Origin of the sequence: Acidisarcina polymorpha (assembly GCF_003330725.1) — a bacterium.
GTDB lineage: Bacteria > Acidobacteriota > Terriglobia > Terriglobales > Acidobacteriaceae > Acidisarcina > Acidisarcina polymorpha.
The window spans coordinates 2,529,008-2,546,555 of sequence record NZ_CP030840.1 but is presented as its reverse complement, the minus strand read 5'-3'; the positions used below and the strand labels follow the sequence as shown (position 1 = coordinate 2,546,555).

The window sequence follows — 17,548 nt, the reverse complement described above, 5'->3', positions numbered from 1 at the left end:
AAAGGCCGGCCCATGTTCAGAGCCAGCCTTTTTACTTCCTATCTGAACGCAGAACCAGCAGATAACATCACTACGGCGTCGTCCAGTATTTATTGAAACCGATGTAATCGGACGGCACCGACGCCAGGATCTTTCGCCGCAGCTGCAGTATGTCCACCGAACCTAATGAGCTGTAGAGCACGGTGCCGTTCGGCCCTAGTAACACCGTGTACGGTACAGCAGATTGCCACTTAGGATCGAATGCCGCCTGCAGCGCTGCAGTATCATCGGAGGCGAACAACAGGTTGCGGCTGGTAGCGTGTTTTCTCTCGAGAAATTTCAATACACTCTGCCGTTCGTCGGGCATATTGGCTGAAACCGTCACCAGATTGACGTCGCGGTCGCTATACATCCGAAAGATGTCTTGAAGATCGGAAAACTCCGCCACACAGGAGCCGCACCAGGTCGCCCAGAAGGTCACCAGCGTATAGTGGTCTCCGGCATTCGCGCGCAATTTCTTCAAACCCGCCGCGTCCACTAAATCCAGATTCACCGGCTGCGCTTCGAGCTTCTGTTCATAGGCCGCGCGAAGCGCTTCCTTCTCCTGCCATTTCGTCGAGCACCCGAACACCGCGGTATGCGTCACTGCGATCGGCTTCCCCGCCAAGAGATCATCGACCGCATTTCGCGCATCTTGGGTCGTCACCTTCTCAATTCGATAACTATTGTCGAAGCGGCCCTCATATCGCAGGTGCCGCTCTTTGTCGAACACGAAGACATGGGGTGTCGCTTGCGGCCCATAGGCGCGCGTGACCGACTGAGTGGCGCCATCGTAGAGATACGGGTAGTGAAGTTTCTTGTATTGGACCCGCGTCTTCATGTCGTCCAAAGTATCGCCCAGATCGGAAGAATCCAGCTCATCGATCGTGGTCGCATTGGGGTCATTCCCCTGAATGGCGACAACCGCGACGCCGCGTTTGCCATAGTCCTCATAGAGCTGCTCAATGCGGCGCTCATACATCTGGGCAATCGGGCAGTGGTTGCAGGTAAACACGACAACGAGAATGGGGCTGCTCGCATAGTCGCTTAGTTTATGGATCTTTCCGTCAACTCCGGGCAGCGAAAAGTCCGGCGCCTGCGAACCCACTGCAAGGATCGGGTGCGTTGTCTCTCCCCGCAGAGTCAACGAAGCCGCCAACATCAAAACCATGCCGAAGAATTTGCGCATCCCATCTCCCCCGAGGATCTCAAGGCCATGCAGCCTTCGCCGCAAAAGGGCGTCCAAGATCTCTCCCCCAACATCCATCCCTAGACCGATCCCTGGACCAATCCCTGGACCGATCCCTGGACCGATCCCTGGCCGCGAGCAACAGCTGTACCCTTCGAAATAAGGACGCCGCATCCCATTGCAATTGTTTATAACGTTATTTTACAAAGTTGTCACGCGCGAACTGCAGGGGCAGTGCTAGGAGCAATTTCATGGCTGGGGAAGTAGAACACCCGGAACCGCCTGCAGCGCCAGCGCAATGGCCCCCCACAGCGCCGATCGGTTCCCGGGAGCGCTCGACATCACGCGCGTCAGGGCGAATTCGCCCCCCTCCAACTGCTTCCGCACGAAGTCAATCATCACCGGGTGACTTCCAATCTCTCCTCCCAGCAGGATCAGCCCGGGGTTCAAAATCAGCGAAAGATTGATAATGATGTCCGCCACGATCTCCGCCCGCCGGTGGACTATCTTTTCCGCGCGGACATCCCCCGCCTGCGCCAGATTCAGAATGCCGGCCGCGTCCACCTCTCGGTTGCTCCGCATCACCCCTGAAGCCGGTTTGCCCTTGTCCTCATGCCAGCTTCTCAAAATGCCGGAACTCGTCAGCACCGTCTCCAATTCGCCGAACTCGTGAATGGTCGGCTGCCGCCGCGAAATAGAGGGAAGGCGAAGATAGGCGATCTCCCCGGCCGACCACTGCGAGCCATGATGGATCTTGCCGCCGAGGAAGATACCGGCGCCCACATTAGTCCCAATGTGAATCAGGACGAAGTCCTTCTCGGCCTGGGCCGCTCCGCAGTAGCTCTCGCCCTGTGCAGCCAGATTGATGTCGTTTTCGGCGATGACCAGGCAGTTGACGACCTTGCTCAGCATCGCCCGCAGCGGAACAGAACGCCAGCCGTCCAGCGTACTGATCGACAGCACGCTGCCCTCATCCACATTAGTGATCGCCGGCACTCCAACCACCAGCGCAAGTAGCTGCTCTCGGGTCTTCCTGTGCTTTCGCAGCAGAAGTTTCAGCTCCTCCCCGATGTAGCCGCAAATCGCCTCGGGCGTCGTCTTCCGCTTCGCGATCGATAGCTCCTTCATGTCAAGTTCACTGCCGTTCAGGTCTGTCAGCAGAAAGGAAATACTCTCCGCCGAAAGCTCCACGCCAAGCAGGCAGCCCCGCTCCGCTTTGAAGCGGATCATGTCCGGTGGCCGTCCACCGCTCGACTCACCCTCGCCAAGCGGCTCTACCAGATCTTCCGCCAGCAGGTCCTTGACAACATTCGTGACAGTTGGGGCGCTCAGCCCAGAGGCCCGGACCAGGTCGGCCCGCGAGCAGGAACCGCATTCGCGCAAAAGCTTCAGAATGCCATGCGCGTTCGCGTATCGCAGGACCGACGGCCTGCCGATTGGGATCGATTTCTTCTTCACTCGGGCTAGGGAACGGTATGGATCCCAGAGATCAATATATGCCAGCGAGACAGTGCCGTCATCCGGAAACTGCGGGAGTCATCCGCCCCATACCGGCCGCCGCGCCATAAACCAATCCTTGCTTTCCTCACTCAGACCATAGATACTAAGTTATCGTTACGAAGTATGATTTTTAAGCTTTGCCATGTGCGCTCTCCGGTGTATGTGAATCGTTTGCCTGCTCGCCTCCTTCCGCCGCCGCCCTGGACAAAGCACACTCTTGATCTCAAGTAAGGAATCGAATGCAGGAAGTCGATCAGCAAAGCCCTGGCACATCCCCAGGCCACGCGAGCCTAGCCCATCGCCAATCGCCCAGGTGGATCAACGGCGTCGAACCCCCCGGAGAGCTCCTGGCCGCGAATGGTATACAGATACTCGAATACGAGTGCCGCGAGCAGCCCCGGCGTCTGCGCGACCTCATCCAGGCGTACCGCAGCGATCCCGCCATTCGCGCGCAACTCCAGAGCTTCCGTGAGCTGGCAAAAAAGGACGGTCCCATCTTCTTCATCGGCATGGGCGCCTCCTTCTGTTCGTCCTTCTCCGGATCCGTCCTTCTCCAGACTCACAATCGACTCTCGGTTTCGCTCGATGCGGGCGAGTGGCTGCACTACGGGCGTTCGGTGTGGGACGATTCCGCGTTGTCCGTGCTGCTTACCACCTCCGGCGAAAGCGCCGAACTGGTCGCGCTCTTCGAGAAAGCCGGCGAACGGGCCATTGGCCTGATCTGCAACAATCCCGTCAGTACCTGCTGGAACCTTGCCCGCTATAAACTGCCGATCCTCGCCGGCCCCGAGTATGGCAATGCCACCAAGACCTACACCAACGCCGCTGCCGCCGCCATCATTCTCGCCTCCGAAATCCTCGATCTTCCCTGGCAGCAGGATGCCGATCGCGCAGCAGACATCTTTGCCGCTAGCCTTGATCCGATCTTCGCCCGGCGTGCCGAGCTCGAAGCCTTCTGTCGAGGCGCGGCGAACACCGAGATCATCGGCCGCGGCGCCGCCTACGGCAGCGCGATCATGAGCGCTCTCTGTATCCGCGAAATGACCGGGCACCGGGCAGCCGCGCATACCGGCGCCGGCTTCAAACACGGTCCCAACCTCGATGTCGATGAGTCGCACGTCGCCATTATCTTCGCCATCGGCCGGGTCGCGGAACTTGGGATCAAGCTCGCCGAAGAGTGCAATCGCCGCGGCGGAAAAGTAATTCTCGTCTCGAACGACGACCGCAAGGCTACCGGCCAGTTGTTCCCGGTTCGCATCGAAGCCGTGCCCGAACCCTGGGAAAGCATTACGTCGCTTCTGGTGCCGCAGGCACTCACCCTTGGCATGGTGGAAAGAAATGGATGCCGTCTCCCGCCCCGCTTTCAATATGGTGTGATGGAGCAGTAAACGACCTCCGGCAGCGGGCGCAAGGAGCACCACGGAATGACCGACACAGCGACCATCTCACACACATCGCGGCATCGCCGCTTCATTTGGAAAGTGTCCTTGATCGCAGGTCTCGGCGGCATCCTCTACGGCTTCGACATGGGCATCATCGCGGCCGCGCTGATCTACGTGCGAGAGACCTTCTCGCTTTCCACCCGCATGGAGGAGTGGGTCGTCAGCATCGTTCTCGTCGGGGCCATGATCGGCGCGCTCGTCGGCGGTAGCATCGCGGATCGCATCGGCAGACGCTCCACGCTGCTTTGGGGAGGAGCCATCTTCCTCGTCGGCTCCCTGCTCGCTCCCGCGTCCCAAAATCCCGCTACGCTGATCTGTGCTCGCGCCCTCTTAGGCCTGGCCATCGGGTTCACCTCCGTGACCGCTCCCGTATACGTCTCCGAACTGGCGCCACCCAGGTCCCGAGGCACCCTCATCGGCCTCTACCAGTTTGCTCTCACGCTCGGCATCGCCTTCGCCGACCTCGCCGGTTATCTGCTCTCCTCCCATCATGCCTGGAGGCTCATGTTCGGCATTGGCGCCGTGCCGGCATTGCTGTTTGTCGTCCTCCTTCTTGCTCTACCCGAGAGCCCGCGTTGGCTCTTCTCCCAGAACCGGGCCACCGAGGCACAAGCCATCCTGCTCTCCTACACCGATGAGGCGGGCGCTCAAGTGTTAGTCGAAGACATCCGCACCGCCCTCAACACCAAAGTCGAAAAGCGCTGGAGCGCCCTCTGGAGTCCTGCCGTTCGCGGGTCGCTCCTGATCGCCGTAGGATTCACCGTCCTTCAGCAGGTCACCGGCATCAACACAATCATCTACTATGGACCCCAGATATTTTCGCTGGCCGGAATTACCTCCGACAAAAATGCAATCTTCGCCACACTCCTGGTCGCCATTATTAACGTTCTCGCCACCATCATCGCCTTGGTGCTCGTCGATAAAGTCGGACGCAAGCCCCTGCTCTACGCCGGCGTAAGCGGAATGACCGCTTCCCTCTTCCTGCTCTCCTATTCCTTCCATAATCCGTCGGCCTTCTCGGCAGCGCCCGGCGCCGTCGCCACTGTCTGCCTGATGGTTTACATCACTTGCTTCGCCTTCAGCATGGGACCCATCGCATGGATCCTCGTCTCCGAGGTATTTCCCCTGCAACTGCGCGGTCGCGGCGTTGCCGCGGCGACCCTGGGCTCCGGCGCATCCAATTTCCTGGTTTCCTTGACCTTTCTCTCGCTCATCAAGGCAGCCGGCAATTCCGTTACGTTCATCATCTACGGCATCTTCTGTATCCTCACTCTCTTGTTCGTCCGCTTCATCGTCCCGGAGACCAAGGGACGCGCCCTGGAAAGCATTAGTTCGACCACCACTGCAGTCGCGTCCTGAGCCCGTCGGGGGAGCGGATGTGACGCGAAGAATCTTTAATGAAGAGGCACTCCTGCAAATGACGCATGATCGTATCCGCAGTCTCGACACAACCCACCGCGGCTCCGTCGCGACGGACGATCCCTGCTACGTAGTTGGCGTCGATATTGGTGGGACAAACCTGCGCCTCGCTCTTGCCGATGGAAATGGCGCCATCGAGGCGCGATGGGCCTGCTCCACCGCCGGTCTCCGCGATGCTGAGGTCGTGGTCCAGCTCATCAAGCAGGGCGTGGAGCACCTCCTCGCGCAACATCCCGCAGCCAACCAAAGCCTGAGGGCCATTGCCGCCGGTGCGCCCGGCATCACCGACGTTGAGGCGGGCATTGTCATTGCCACCTCCTATCTCATGGGTTGGCGCGACGTTCCCCTCCGCGCAATGCTTGAGGAAGCCTTCGACATCCCCGCCGTCGTCGATAATGACGTCAATCTCGCAGCGCTTGGCGAGAGTTGGGCAGGCGCTGCAAAAGACGCTGGTGATTTCGTCTTCCTCGCGATTGGTACCGGAATCGGCGCCGGCATCATGCTCAATGGGCAGCTCTTTCGGGGAGCTAGCTGGGCTGCCGGCGAGATCGGCTATATGCTCATCTCTGGCGTGCCCGACGTTTCCGCCAAACGTGGCGAGCCCGGAGCGCTCGAAAGCATGAGCGGCGGTGAGGGCATCCGCGCCCAATGGCAGAATCACTTTCGCCCCGAATCAAATGCGCCCGCCGACGATCTGACCGCCACCCAGATATTTGACCGCGCATTGGACGGCGATCCCCCAGCCCAGGCCCTTCTTCAACAAACCGCCGTCGCGCTCTCGCGGGCAATCTATAACATCGCCCTCGTCTTGAACTGCCCCCTGTTTGTGCTTGGCGGCAGTGTCGGCATGCATCCCGCGCTAATTGACGCCACCCGGGCAGCCCTTGCCACGCTGAATATGCGAACACCCCCGCGCCTGCTCCACAGCGTCCTTGGAGTCGACGCCCAGCTCATCGGCGCCATCCGTCTCGCGCTGCTCACAGCCGCCGTCTCCGGACGCCCTCCGATTCTGTGACCAGGCAAGCCTCCGGTCGCGTTGCAGTTCTCCGCTATCCGTCCGAACCGAACTCGGCGAATCTACCGGGGAGTCCACTGTGGGTGACCGGTAAACAGTCCGCCCAGGAAACCCAGTTGATACGCCAGAAATGATCCGAAGCAAAGGCTGACCACGCCGGAGGTCACCCCGAGATAGCGGCTGAACATGGCAGATCGATCTCCCGCGTAGGCGAGAGGCAAAGCAATTGCGGCCGTCATGCACATCATCCCAATCATGGTTCCAGCACCGAAGATGAGCAGATAAACGGTCGCCCAAACCGGGTCGTGAATCGTGGACAAGACCAGCAAAGCCACCGCTGCGGACCCCGCGAGCCCATGCACCAACCCAATCGCCAACGGGCGAATGCACTGATACCAACCGAAACGGCCTACCGAACTGTCGTAGATGCTTCGTGTCCGATTGCTTCGTACCGCGTTCGTCTCTTGTCGACCGGTCGTCCCAGCCTCGGCTGTATTCAAGTTGGTTGCGCCGCTTGGCGTGAAGTAAGTGGTGATCCTTTGCATGACACCAGTAAGGTTGAGAACGCCCAGCAGAATCAGCATGAGGGCTACGCTGAACTCCATCGACAAGCCTAACCTCGGCGGGATCGCGACACCGAAGAGAATGATGAGCGAGCCGACGACAAAGATCGTCAGCGTGTGACCCAGCCCCCACACTGACCCGATGAAGGCGGCATTGCGAATACTCCGCTGCTTGCTGACGATGGTTGAAATAGCGACCACATGATCAGCGTCGGTCGAGTGCCGCATTCCTAGGACCAGGCCCAGCCCGGAGACCAGCAGCACCGGTCCCAGCCTCGCACCGGAAACCATAGGCAGATGCAAGTGCATCGACGAAAATGCCTGAACAGTCAGGATGATGCCGAGGATCGTAATGAACCCCGACGATGCCGCCGGAAGCCAGCGCTGAGTGAGCGGCCCGTCGATCCGCAGGTGAGTCATGAAGCGGCGTGCGAAGACCATCAACATGCCGAAGCCGATAAGCACTGCGGCCAACCCCAGACTGAAGGCCACAATCAGGAAGAAACCCAACCCCACGCGATGCAGCGCAACTGCGCTCAACAGCACAATAAGGGCGGCCGGACAGGGAATCACTCCGCCAGTAATTCCTAACGTGAAAAGTTGAGTCATGCTCACCGGCTGAGGGTTGCCGGCGCTCGGCGTGGCGTCAGGCTCTTGCCCCACCGGTCTGGGCCTCCAAAGAGTCCAATGGGCTGAGGGCGCGCCCGGGGCATGAGAGTGCTCCGTGACCGCGCCGCTCAAACGCCGCAGCAGCATGTAGCAACCCAGCCCCATAATCGTGATTCCCGAGAAAGCGCCAAGCCAGGGGTAAAGTTGCTCGGGCAGAATGTATCGGGAAGCGTATAGCGTGATCGCTCCCAGCGCAAAAACACCGGCAGTATGAGACACAGTCACGATCAGCCCCAGCAGGAAGGCATGCCGCGCAGTGCCTTTCGAACCTACCAGGTAGGCAGCCACAATGGTCTTCCCATGGCCGGGCTCAAGTGCATGTAATCCTCCAAGTCCGACAGCAATCCATGCCGCCGTGAAGAGGAACCAGGCGCTAAGATGCTGGGCCGTGATCAACTCAGTAAATCTGCTGCGCGGAGTCTGCTGCCGGTTGGCCTCGAGATGCACCGGAACCGAAGCTGGAGTCGTGGCCTGCAAAGCCCCCTGCGCTGCGCCAATCGGTCGAGCTGGGGTAGACGCGAGCGCAGGAGCACTCTGTTCCATCTTCCCGGGGCGAACCCGGCGAGCAACGATTGCGCCCCCGTTCTTCAAGACCGTTGGCAAATCCTTCAAAGCCGCTGGAGGATCCTTCAAAGCCAATGGAGATGCCCGATGAGCCTCTGTCTTGGTGACCGTTCCAGTTGTTATGGGGAGCGCGGCAACAACCGAAGCATCCAGATCCTGCGGTGGACTGGTCAGCAGATCCGTTGGATAGTTGCTCAGTTCCCCGCTGCGGTCCGTAGCCGAAGCCGAACTTTGAAGCAAAGAACCAGCCGAAGCAAGCGCCACGATTTCTTTCCATCCCGTGTGTCCCGGATAGTTGTGATCGGCATAGTGCAGGTTGACCCGCTGACGGTCAATGCCCGATGGAATCGCCGCTTCATAAACGAAACCCATCTTCATGGTCGGAAGCCCGCCGGCGCCGGGAGGAAAGATGACAGCGCTCGAAATCATTCGCAGTGAAGTTTGTTGACCATCGATCTCGAGAACCAGACCCCGTCCCAGCTCAGTGCCGCGCGCCGCAACGTAGCTCATGCCTGACGCGGAGCCCGGCTTGAGCGCAGTCGTTGCGATATTGCCCTGCTGCAGCTCCTGATAGGTGGGAATCTCCGCAAGATCGATGAAATATCGCACCACCACTCGGTCACTCTGCAAGTCAATCTTCGAATAGTGATTCACGCTGAAGTTGCCCATCGGATGGGCCCAGGCCGGGAGCGCAAGAACCATCACCAGCAGCAACGGCCAGAGCTGATCGAGTCGTTTAGCGAGCATATTGGCCAGAACCTTCCTTCGAAGCAGATTGAATTCCCAGCCTATTGAGTTGTTGCTGGGCAACTGTCGAATCGATCAGGCCGAAGTGGGGATTAATGTGCAGCGATTGCTCGAGATCAGCGCGGGCCTTCTCTACTTGACCGAGACGTGCGGCAATCATTCCGGAATGGAAGAGCAGAAGCGGATCCTGGGTTCCGAGTCGCAACGCCTTCGCGCTCGCGTCCGCAGCCTCGGTCAGCCTGCCGTTCTTGCAGAGCGCCCACGCGAGGGCGTCGTAGGTATAGATGTCGTGCCGGACTTCAAGCTCTTTCTGCGCGAGCTCGAGCGCCTCGGAGAGTTTCACATCGTGGTCCGCATAGAAAAGCGCGAGGTCGCGATTATGGAGCACTTGATTGATGTGCCCAAGCAACCCGATGTACTCAACCAGTGCATACTGCTTTCTGGCTTCGGACTCATTGCCTGTTTGTGCGTAGAGGTCTCCGAGTTCGGCAATGAAGATTGGCATCGGGACGACGGCGATCGCTCTCTGATAAAGCCCAATCGCTTCGGCGGATCGGCCGTGGTTCGCTCTGAGCTTTGCTAAACCCGCCAGCGCGCGATAATCTCCGGGATGAATCGTGATCGCGGCCATGTAGGCGCTATTCGCGGAGGCGGTGTCGCCGCTCAGCGTAGAAAACTCTCCCAGTTCGTAATACAACCAGGCAAGATTCTCACTCGGAAGCTGGGCCTCTACTCCCTCCGCGACCGCGGTTTTCATCAACAGAATGGCTCCCGGCGTGTCACCCGCAATGAGCTTCAAATAGGCGAGCCGGCTGTCCCGCGCATAGGCGGCGCGCGGCTCCAGAGTCATGTCGCGCGGCGTCAGTCGACTATAGGCAAGCGCGGCCTTGTCGTACTCGCCCATGTCCGCATAAGCGTCCCCTACAATGGCGAACGAGGAGACGTCACCCGTTCCCAGCGACAGTCCTCGCTGCGCATAGCTAAGTGCATCATTGAAGCGATGCTCTCCCATGCATACCGAGGCCATCGTGCCCAGCGCGGCATCTGCCGAAAAGTCAGCTGAAACCAGGTCGAGCGATTTGGTAAGCGCTTGTTCGGCCAGCTGATAATCGTTGACGTCGCCAGTCTCACGGGCACGCTGAAAGTACGCAGCTCCCAGTCCCGAGTACGCCTTGGCGTCATTGGGATTCCGCAGCGCAGTAGCTTGAGCGCTCTGGATGAGCCGGTCGGTGCCGGTAGGGTGTGGTGTAAGCAGCGCCTCCGGAACTGGAGCAAACACCAGAGATGCGGCCACCGTTGCCACTTCGCCCGGCCGCGCAGCCTGTTCCTTCGAAGCAATCGTCGGACGCGGCAAGACATCGGGTGATTCCGGCTCTAACGGCGAACCACTTGCAGTCTGAACCGATCTTTGCTCCGGGGCATAAGCCAGCACCGTCGTTCCTGCTGACTTAAGAGCATCGGAAGCATAATCCGACATGGGATTGGATTGTATTGAAAGTTTGAAGTACCTGGCAGCATCCTCGCTGTGGTTCAGCCTCTGCGCGATATGGCCGGCATGATCGAAGATCTGTGCGCTTCGAATTCCAATGGCCATTGCCTTCTGCTCTGCAGCCTCCGCTGCCTGATATTGCGCGTTGGCAAACAGCGCCCACGCATAGGCATCGAGCGTCCACACGTCCTGGCGCTCCGCCATCTCCGCCTGCGCGAGCTTCAATGCATCCGGAGCCTTCGCCGGCAATCCCGCTTCCATCAGAACAAGATCAAGCCTCGCCTCATGCGTCGCTTTTCCCGGCTCGCTCGTCATCTTCTCGAATTCCACAAAGCTCGCCTGCGCTTCTTTTGCCTGGGCTTCATCAGACAGCCCCGCCTTCTGCTCCGCCACCGCCAATCGATAAATCACGTGCGGATCGCTATCGACCTCGGCGGCCTTCGTCAAGAGTTCAACCGCATCGTTAGCGCGATTCTGCGCCATCCGAACCGCAGCCAGGTTCTCCATTGTGGAGACATATCCGGGAAAGATCCGCTCCGCCTGTTCGAGCGTCTGCTCGGCCGCGTCGACTTGTCCTGATTCGACCTGGATCGACGCAACGCGGTTCGCAATCCAAGCGAGCTCCTCGACCTCGGCCGGCGAGGTCTCCGACGATGCCCGGTTCAGGAAATCGATGGCGCCTGCAGGATCTCCATACAGCACCCGCAGTTCCGCTCCAGCAATCAGCGCCGGAATATTGTTGGGCCGCAGATTCATCATCCACTGCGCATTCGTCTCCGCATCCGGATAGTTGCCTAGCGCTATGTCCGCTTCAGCGATATCTCCATAGGTGGCTACATCGTCCGGCGTGCGGTGGTGAAGAATGAGTGCGCGTTCCTTCGCCTGAGCAAAATCATGACGCCCCAGCATCAGCGCCACCTCCGTCCGCTGCATCTGGAAGTCCCCGGGCGCCAGTTGCAAACCTTGGGCGAGAGCGGCTTCGGCATCCTTTAGATACTTGGCATCCGCAGTCTCGCGACTTCTTCGCAGCAGCCCCAGCGCCAGTTCGTTGAAAGCCTGCACCTTCTTCGGATCGAGCTTGATCTGCTGCTGCGCCGCCGCAATGCTCTGCTGCGCCGGAGTGCCTTCCTTTTGCTCGGCGAATCCTGACGCGCATGCGAGGGCAACACCAATCAGAAGCGATGTATATCGCAATCTCATAAGAAACCCTTGTACTAAGAAACCCTTGTACTAAGAAACCGCTGTACCGCCGTGTGAGATTTCGACCTCTGCGCAGAGAGACACTCCACGCAGAGGTCAGCAGTCCATCGCGACAACCTTGTTCTAGTTCACAGGGCAGGGCGCGGGACCGCCCTGGTTGGCAGGCGGAGCATCCGAGTTCTGCGAGCTGGACGACGGCGGCTGATCGCCGCAGCCAGTAGGATCGCCCGGACTGATGTGACGGCTGTCGCGTCCGCTATACGCATAGTGCACATAGGGAAACGTCTCCTGTGGCGGGACGTCTGGCGCGTTCACGCCATCGCCGAGCAGGTTGTTCGGCGCGACATTGAATCCCGGGCTCAGCACGCCGCCCGCGACCACTCTCGCGGCAATGTCGACGACATCATCGGTGAGCCGCCGCCCATTCGGGAATCCGGCAGCATCCCCGTCGAGCAGACCCAGGCGCCTGCGACTTACCAAGGGCGTCGGTGCCACACCAGTGTTGAGCCGCAACAGGTCGGCGATCGGCCCGGCGGGAGTGTCCGGGGGAGCTATCGGGGCCGCGTAAGTGACCAGCGGGAGAAGATCGGTTCTGGGGGGAGCCGGTATATTGATGCCAAACACCGCATTGAAGACCCTGGCAAGCAGCGGATCGAGGTCGAAGGCCGCGAATTGACTATCGTCCAGCGGGTGCGACATGCTCCAGTAATCCTTGCTGCCAGTTCCGATAATCAATTCGTTGATCAGTGGATTACCAAGGCGCTGAACCTGGGCAAGGCGGCCTGAATTTTCGGCCGGTGTGTGGGGCGGTCGAATCGTCATCTCTGACCTGGAGGTGGTTGCCCATGCCCCGATGACCGCCTTCGGATCCGTGGACTTATGTTGGGCTCCATCGCTCGTCAGCAGGCAAATGGGCACCTCGATGACGATGGTGTTGACGTTGAAGCCAGCGACCGAATTAGGGGCGGTGTTGAGTTGGTCGTTGGCATCCTGCAACTTGGTAAGAACACCCCCGCCCGCAGCCGCGCGGAAGTTGAAGCTGTCAAAGGCCGCGCCCAGGTCGATAAAGAACGGATCGGCCACGGTGCCCGCGAAGACCTTGATATCGGAAGCATCCGTCCCTTGGAGGTTATAAATCCCCTGTGCCGCCAGGGCGTCATAGTCCGGCATGGTGCGCGGGCCTACGTTGCTGGGGACCGCGATCAGCGGACTGCCCGTCTTGTTCTTCAACGCAATGTTGTGATCGCCCTTAAGCATGTTGACGGCGAATGTCTGTTCCAGACTCAAGCCGGCAGATCCCGGCCCCGTGAGCGAAGTGATCGCAGGAGGAATAATCGGAGTACCCGGCGGGACCGGCGCAGGCGAATTTGCGGGCGCATCGATGCCGGCTCCCGCACCGGCAAAGCCGGTAAAGAGCTGAGGATCACGGATCGTGGTCTGGAACCGGAACTGAAAAGTGACGTCCGGCACGGCGTCATGATTGTTGTCGATTTTGATCTGGTAAACGATCGAGGGGTCGAAGGGGAAGTAGTTGGGTCCATTGCTCGGCTGCAGAAACGGATCCACATTCAGGACGAAGGTGACGCGGTCCGGATGATCGTAGCTGACAAAGGCATAAAAATCGGTAATGTCAGCGGCGTGGTCCAGTGCAGTAATAGGTGCTTCCCGATGGCTTGATGCCAAGGCTCCGGGCGGCACAGCGATAAGCAGACTCAAAGCGAGTCCGGCGAAGGATCTTACTTTCGACATACGACTCTCCCATAACTTCATCGTGCGTTCGGGAACGGGAAGAGCCTGCACAGGATGTGAATGAATGAATTGTCTTGGGGTTCAGGAGCTTACCGTTCGTTTCCCTGAGTACGGAGTACCTTATCCTTCGGATTGCCTTGGAAGCAAGAAATAACATTTAACTTTTCCCGTCCGGCGCAATCTGCTCGAGCAAGCTACCGCGTACTCGGAGCATAGGTTGGGAATGGATGGAGTAGCATATGGATGGCGAGGCAAAATTCTCCTTGCCTGGCGTCTGAATTAGAGAAGAAGTTCTCGACCCGCCGTCACACGATATTCATAAACGCCGTCACCCTCGCTCTAAAAGGCTGGCTTGTTAAAGAGTCTGTGCAATAACAGCCTTCGCGCGGACCAACGGCTTTATTCGGTCTGAGAAAAACGATGTCCGCCTCGAAGTCGCATTGCCTACGTACGACCTACCTGACTCCGACAATCCTCGTTTTCATTCTTCTCATGACCCTGCAGTTGCAGGCAGCGACCGGTGGCAGCATCTCCGGCACCGTCACCGATCCCAGCGGCGCAGTCATTCCAGGTGCCGCCCTCACCCTCGTCAACAACGCTCAACGGACAACCCATCATGCAGTCACCGATCGTCAGGGGACTTTTGCCTTCCCAAACCTTCCGGTTGGGCACTACGATCTCGCCATTTCCGCGAAAGGATTCACCATCCAGCAGAGGATGGATCTGGCGGTCGACACCGACTCCGCTCTTCGCATAGACGCATCGCTTACGCTCGGCGAGCGATCGGACGATGTCGTCGTGACCGGCGCCTCGAGTGTCGCCGTCGAAACCATCGCCACCCATCTCGGCGAGGTCGTCTCCAGCGCGCAATTGACCTCGCTCCCGCTCAATGGGAGAAGTTATACCGATCTGCTCGCGATTCAGCCCGGAGTCTCGCCAATCTCCACCTTATTGCCGAACTCTGTCATCATGGCCGGTGTCACTGGTGCCCTCGATCCGTCAGGCGATCTGAATCCCGGCAACCTCTCCATCAACGGCCAGCGCGAATCCTCTAACGGATTCATCGTGAACGGCATCGATGTTCAGGAACACATGAATGGCGGCGCCTCAATCATCCCGAACCTCGATTCGATCGAGGAGTTCCGCGTTCTCACTAACAACTTCGATCCCGAATACGGGAACTACAACGGCGGCATGGTCACCGTCGTCAGCCGCCAGGGTTCGAACGCATTTCATGGGAACGCCTTCGAGTTCCTTCGCAATACGAACCTCGACGCCCGCGGATACTTTGACCCAACTCGGTCGGCGTTTAAGCAGAATCAGTTCGGTGGCACCCTGGGCGGACCCGTCAGCAGTCAATTAAGCGGCAACGGCTTTTTCTTCTTCGGCGACTATCAGGGCACTCGCACCAGCCAGGGCGTTTCTACCGGAAACATCTCCGTACCCACCGTCGCCGAACGCACCGGGGTATTCGACAACCTCACCGGATCAGTCAGCGGCCCCTATCTCGCCTCCATCCTCACCCAGAAGTTAGGTTACGCCGTCACCTCGGGAGAACCGTACTCCAATGTTTTTCCCAACGGAGTGGTTCCCAAGTCAGCCTGGTCGGCGCCCGGACAGAATCTGTTGCAATACATTCCTTCTCCCAACACCAGCGCCAGCCAGTATTCGAGTTCTGCTTTTGCGCAAACGGTTCGTGACGACAAGGGTTCGGTTCGCCTCGACAAGAGCAGCAGGCTGGGTGAAATCTCCGCCTATTACTTCATCGACGACTACAACCTCGATAATCCCTATCCAGGCTCCGTCGCCGGGGCCAGCATCCCGGGATTCGACGCGCTGTTCATCGGACGCGCACAATTGCTCTCGCTCGGCGACACCAAGGTCATCGGATCAAACACCGTCAACGAGTTTCACCTTGGCTATCTCCGCAATGCCAATATCATCGGCCAACCGAAAGGAGGTGTCGGCGTCAGTCTCGCGTCGCAGGGATTTACCACCGGCGCGGGCACCCCTGGCATCTACGTGCAGGCGCCGCAGTTCGAGGGCATCGAAAACATTACCTTTCCGGCCTTCGTCATGGGCGTTCCGATCACCAATGAAACCCAGGTGAACAATACCTTCTATTTAAGCGATGGACTATCCCGAGTCATCGGCGCGCACACGTTGAAAACCGGCATGCAGTTCCACCTTGATCAGATAAATGAGCATCCGAATGCCACCTTCAACGGTACTTTCAATATCAACGGGACCGAAACCGGAAATCCCTACGCCGATCTGCTTATAGGTGTTCCTAGCAACTACACCCAGTCATCTGGTCAGCCCTTCTACCTGCGCAACCATTACCTGGGCGCCTATGCGCAAGACAGTTGGCGCCCTCGAAGTGACCTCACCATCAATGCCGGCATCCGCTGGGACCTGATCATTCCCTTCTCGGAGAAGTACAACCAGCTGCAGACCTGGATTCCCGGGGCGCAATCCACACTTTATCCTGGAGCGCTTCCCGGACTGTTGGTCGCCGGTGATCCTGGAATCCCGAAAACCCTCGCGCCCGCAAGTTATAAAAACTTTGCCCCCAGAGTTGGCTTTGCCTACTCGCCCCGCTTCGACCAGGGGCTATGGAGCAGGATCTTTGGCGGCCAGGGCAAGAGCAGCATTCGCGCAAGTTATGGCAAGTTTTATACCCAGTTTCCTGGGCTGCTTGCCGGCATCATGTACGCCGTGCCGCCCTTTGGATATAACTACCTCAGTCCCGGGCCTCCGCTGCTGGCCACACCCTTCATTACCGCTGCCAGCGGCGTCAATAATGGGCAGCGATTCCCATTTCCCTTTCCTCCGCATAGCGTGTCGAGGTCCCGTCCGGACACCTCCATCGACTGGGCCAACTTCGCCCCGTTGTCGGCGGACCCATTTTTCTACTACCGGAATCGGGCGCCTTACATCAACAACTACATGTTGTCAGTGCAGCGGCAAATCACTCCAACGACGGTGTTGACAGTGAGCTATGTCGGTAATCAGGGGCACCACATCCTCGCTGTCTCTTCCGTCAACCTCGGCAATCCATCCTTATGTCTCAGCCTTCCAGGCTGCGGCCCCTTTGGCGAAGACACCACTTATACCGGCGCAACCGGCCAGCCCGTCTACGGCACCCGCTCCGGCCAAAACAATGGAGCACGCGTCGGCGATGGCGAAAACTATGGCGAAAATACCTCGGACAGCTCGATCGCCAACTCGAACTTCAATGCCCTCGAATCCACCTTGCGCTATCGCCGCGGCGGCTCGCAATTGCTACTCAGTTACACCTTCGCCAAGTCGATCGATCAAGGCTCCAACATCGGCGAGCAGCTGAATCCAATCGATCCGCGCCAAAGCCGGGCGATCTCCGCGTGGGACCAACGGCACACCTTCGTCGGCAGCTATACCCTTGCCCTTCCTATTGAAAGCATCTTTCGCAGCTCGAACCGCCTGACCTCCGAGTGGAGCCTCTCCGGAACTACCCGTTTCGCAACCGGCTTTCCGGTCACGTTAACCGACAACTCCGATAACTCTCTCCTCGGCACCCTTGGCAACGGAGTCAACAACTACCTGCTCGACACCCCGCAGCAGTTACCAGGACCGCTTCGAATCAACACCAACGGCCGCAATGGCAGGTCCGCTTTCAACGTCGCATTGTTTCCGGTTGAAAACCTCGGTCAGCTCGGCAATGCCAGACGCCGCGTCTTCCACGGACCCGGCATCGACAACTACGACATGGCGCTCAAAAAAAGTGTGCACCTGACCGAATCCAAATATCTCGAATTTCGTGCGGAAGCATTCAACGTCTTCAACCATGCGCAGTTCTACGGTCCAACAGCTGTGGATGCGCAAGTCCAAGATCCCAACTTCGGCCACATCGTCAATGCCGCCGCGCCTCGCCTCATGCAACTTGCGGCAAAATTTAATTTCTAGGGAAATCGTCTTTCCTGCCGACAGCTTTATCTGAGCTGC

9 protein-coding genes are annotated in these 17,548 nt (G+C 58.9%); 4 read left to right on the top strand and 5 right to left on the bottom strand.

Annotation, left to right across the window (positions count from 1 at the left end; genetic code table 11):
* Positions 1-70 precede the first annotated feature (70 nt).
* Positions 71-1,264, bottom strand: a complete 1,194-nt coding sequence (locus ACPOL_RS10975; RefSeq protein ID WP_236657396.1) for a redoxin domain-containing protein — start codon at positions 1,262-1,264, stop codon at positions 71-73.
* A gap of 192 nt (positions 1,265-1,456) precedes the next feature.
* A complete protein-coding gene (locus ACPOL_RS10970; RefSeq protein ID WP_114207104.1) occupies positions 1,457-2,665 on the bottom strand; it encodes an ROK family transcriptional regulator in 1,209 nt (402 codons plus the stop codon).
* Positions 2,666-2,946: 281 nt separating this feature from the next.
* Between ACPOL_RS10970 and ACPOL_RS10965 the strand changes: the two genes are divergently transcribed.
* Genes ACPOL_RS10965 through ACPOL_RS10955 form a run of 3 tightly spaced genes read left to right on the top strand, consistent with a single transcriptional unit; the run spans position 2,947 to position 6,583 of the window.
* The gene (locus ACPOL_RS10965) at positions 2,947-4,095 is read left to right on the top strand and encodes an SIS domain-containing protein (RefSeq protein ID WP_114207103.1); all 1,149 of its coding nucleotides are present in this window, start codon (positions 2,947-2,949) and stop codon (positions 4,093-4,095) included.
* Between the two features lie 36 nt (positions 4,096-4,131).
* Positions 4,132-5,508 (top strand): sugar porter family MFS transporter, encoded by a 1,377-nt coding sequence (locus tag ACPOL_RS10960; RefSeq protein ID WP_114207102.1) that lies wholly within the window; start codon positions 4,132-4,134, stop codon positions 5,506-5,508.
* Between the two features lie 19 nt (positions 5,509-5,527).
* Complete coding sequence (locus ACPOL_RS10955; RefSeq protein WP_236657395.1) at positions 5,528-6,583, top strand: ROK family protein; 1,056 nt, start codon at positions 5,528-5,530, stop codon at positions 6,581-6,583.
* A gap of 62 nt (positions 6,584-6,645) precedes the next feature.
* Here ACPOL_RS10955 and ACPOL_RS10950 read toward each other — a convergent pair whose 3' ends face one another.
* From ACPOL_RS10950 to ACPOL_RS10940, 3 genes are all read right to left on the bottom strand, one after another.
* Complete coding sequence (locus ACPOL_RS10950; protein WP_114207100.1) at positions 6,646-9,126, bottom strand: nickel/cobalt transporter; 2,481 nt, start codon at positions 9,124-9,126, stop codon at positions 6,646-6,648.
* Positions 9,116-11,815: a tetratricopeptide repeat protein gene (locus ACPOL_RS10945; RefSeq protein ID WP_114207099.1), complete on the bottom strand. Its 2,700-nt coding sequence runs from the start codon at positions 11,813-11,815 to the stop codon at positions 9,116-9,118. Before ACPOL_RS10945 ends, ACPOL_RS10950 begins: the two co-directional genes overlap by 11 nt.
* Before the next feature lie 123 nt (positions 11,816-11,938).
* A complete protein-coding gene (locus tag ACPOL_RS10940) occupies positions 11,939-13,564 on the bottom strand; it encodes a DUF4331 domain-containing protein (RefSeq protein WP_114207098.1) in 1,626 nt (541 codons plus the stop codon).
* Between the two features lie 420 nt (positions 13,565-13,984).
* Between ACPOL_RS10940 and ACPOL_RS10935 the strand changes: the two genes are divergently transcribed.
* Entirely contained in the window at positions 13,985-17,509 is a 3,525-nt protein-coding gene (locus tag ACPOL_RS10935; protein ID WP_114207097.1) for a TonB-dependent receptor, read from the top strand.
* Positions 17,510-17,548 lie beyond the last annotated feature (39 nt).

What these genes read in the sequence shown, in the direction of transcription:
- ACPOL_RS10965 (WP_114207103.1), top strand. Translation starts at nt 2,947, where the DNA reads ATGCAGGAAGTCGATCAGCAAAGCCCTGGCACATCCCCAGGCCACGCG.
- ACPOL_RS10960 (WP_114207102.1), top strand. Translation starts at nt 4,132, where the DNA reads ATGACCGACACAGCGACCATCTCACACACATCGCGGCATCGCCGCTTC.
- ACPOL_RS10950 (WP_114207100.1), bottom strand. Translation starts at nt 9,126, where the DNA reads ATGCTCGCTAAACGACTCGATCAGCTCTGGCCGTTGCTGCTGGTGATG.
- ACPOL_RS10945 (WP_114207099.1), bottom strand. Translation starts at nt 11,815, where the DNA reads ATGAGATTGCGATATACATCGCTTCTGATTGGTGTTGCCCTCGCATGC.
- ACPOL_RS10940 (WP_114207098.1), bottom strand. Translation starts at nt 13,564, where the DNA reads ATGTCGAAAGTAAGATCCTTCGCCGGACTCGCTTTGAGTCTGCTTATC.
- ACPOL_RS10935 (WP_114207097.1), top strand. Translation starts at nt 13,985, where the DNA reads ATGTCCGCCTCGAAGTCGCATTGCCTACGTACGACCTACCTGACTCCG.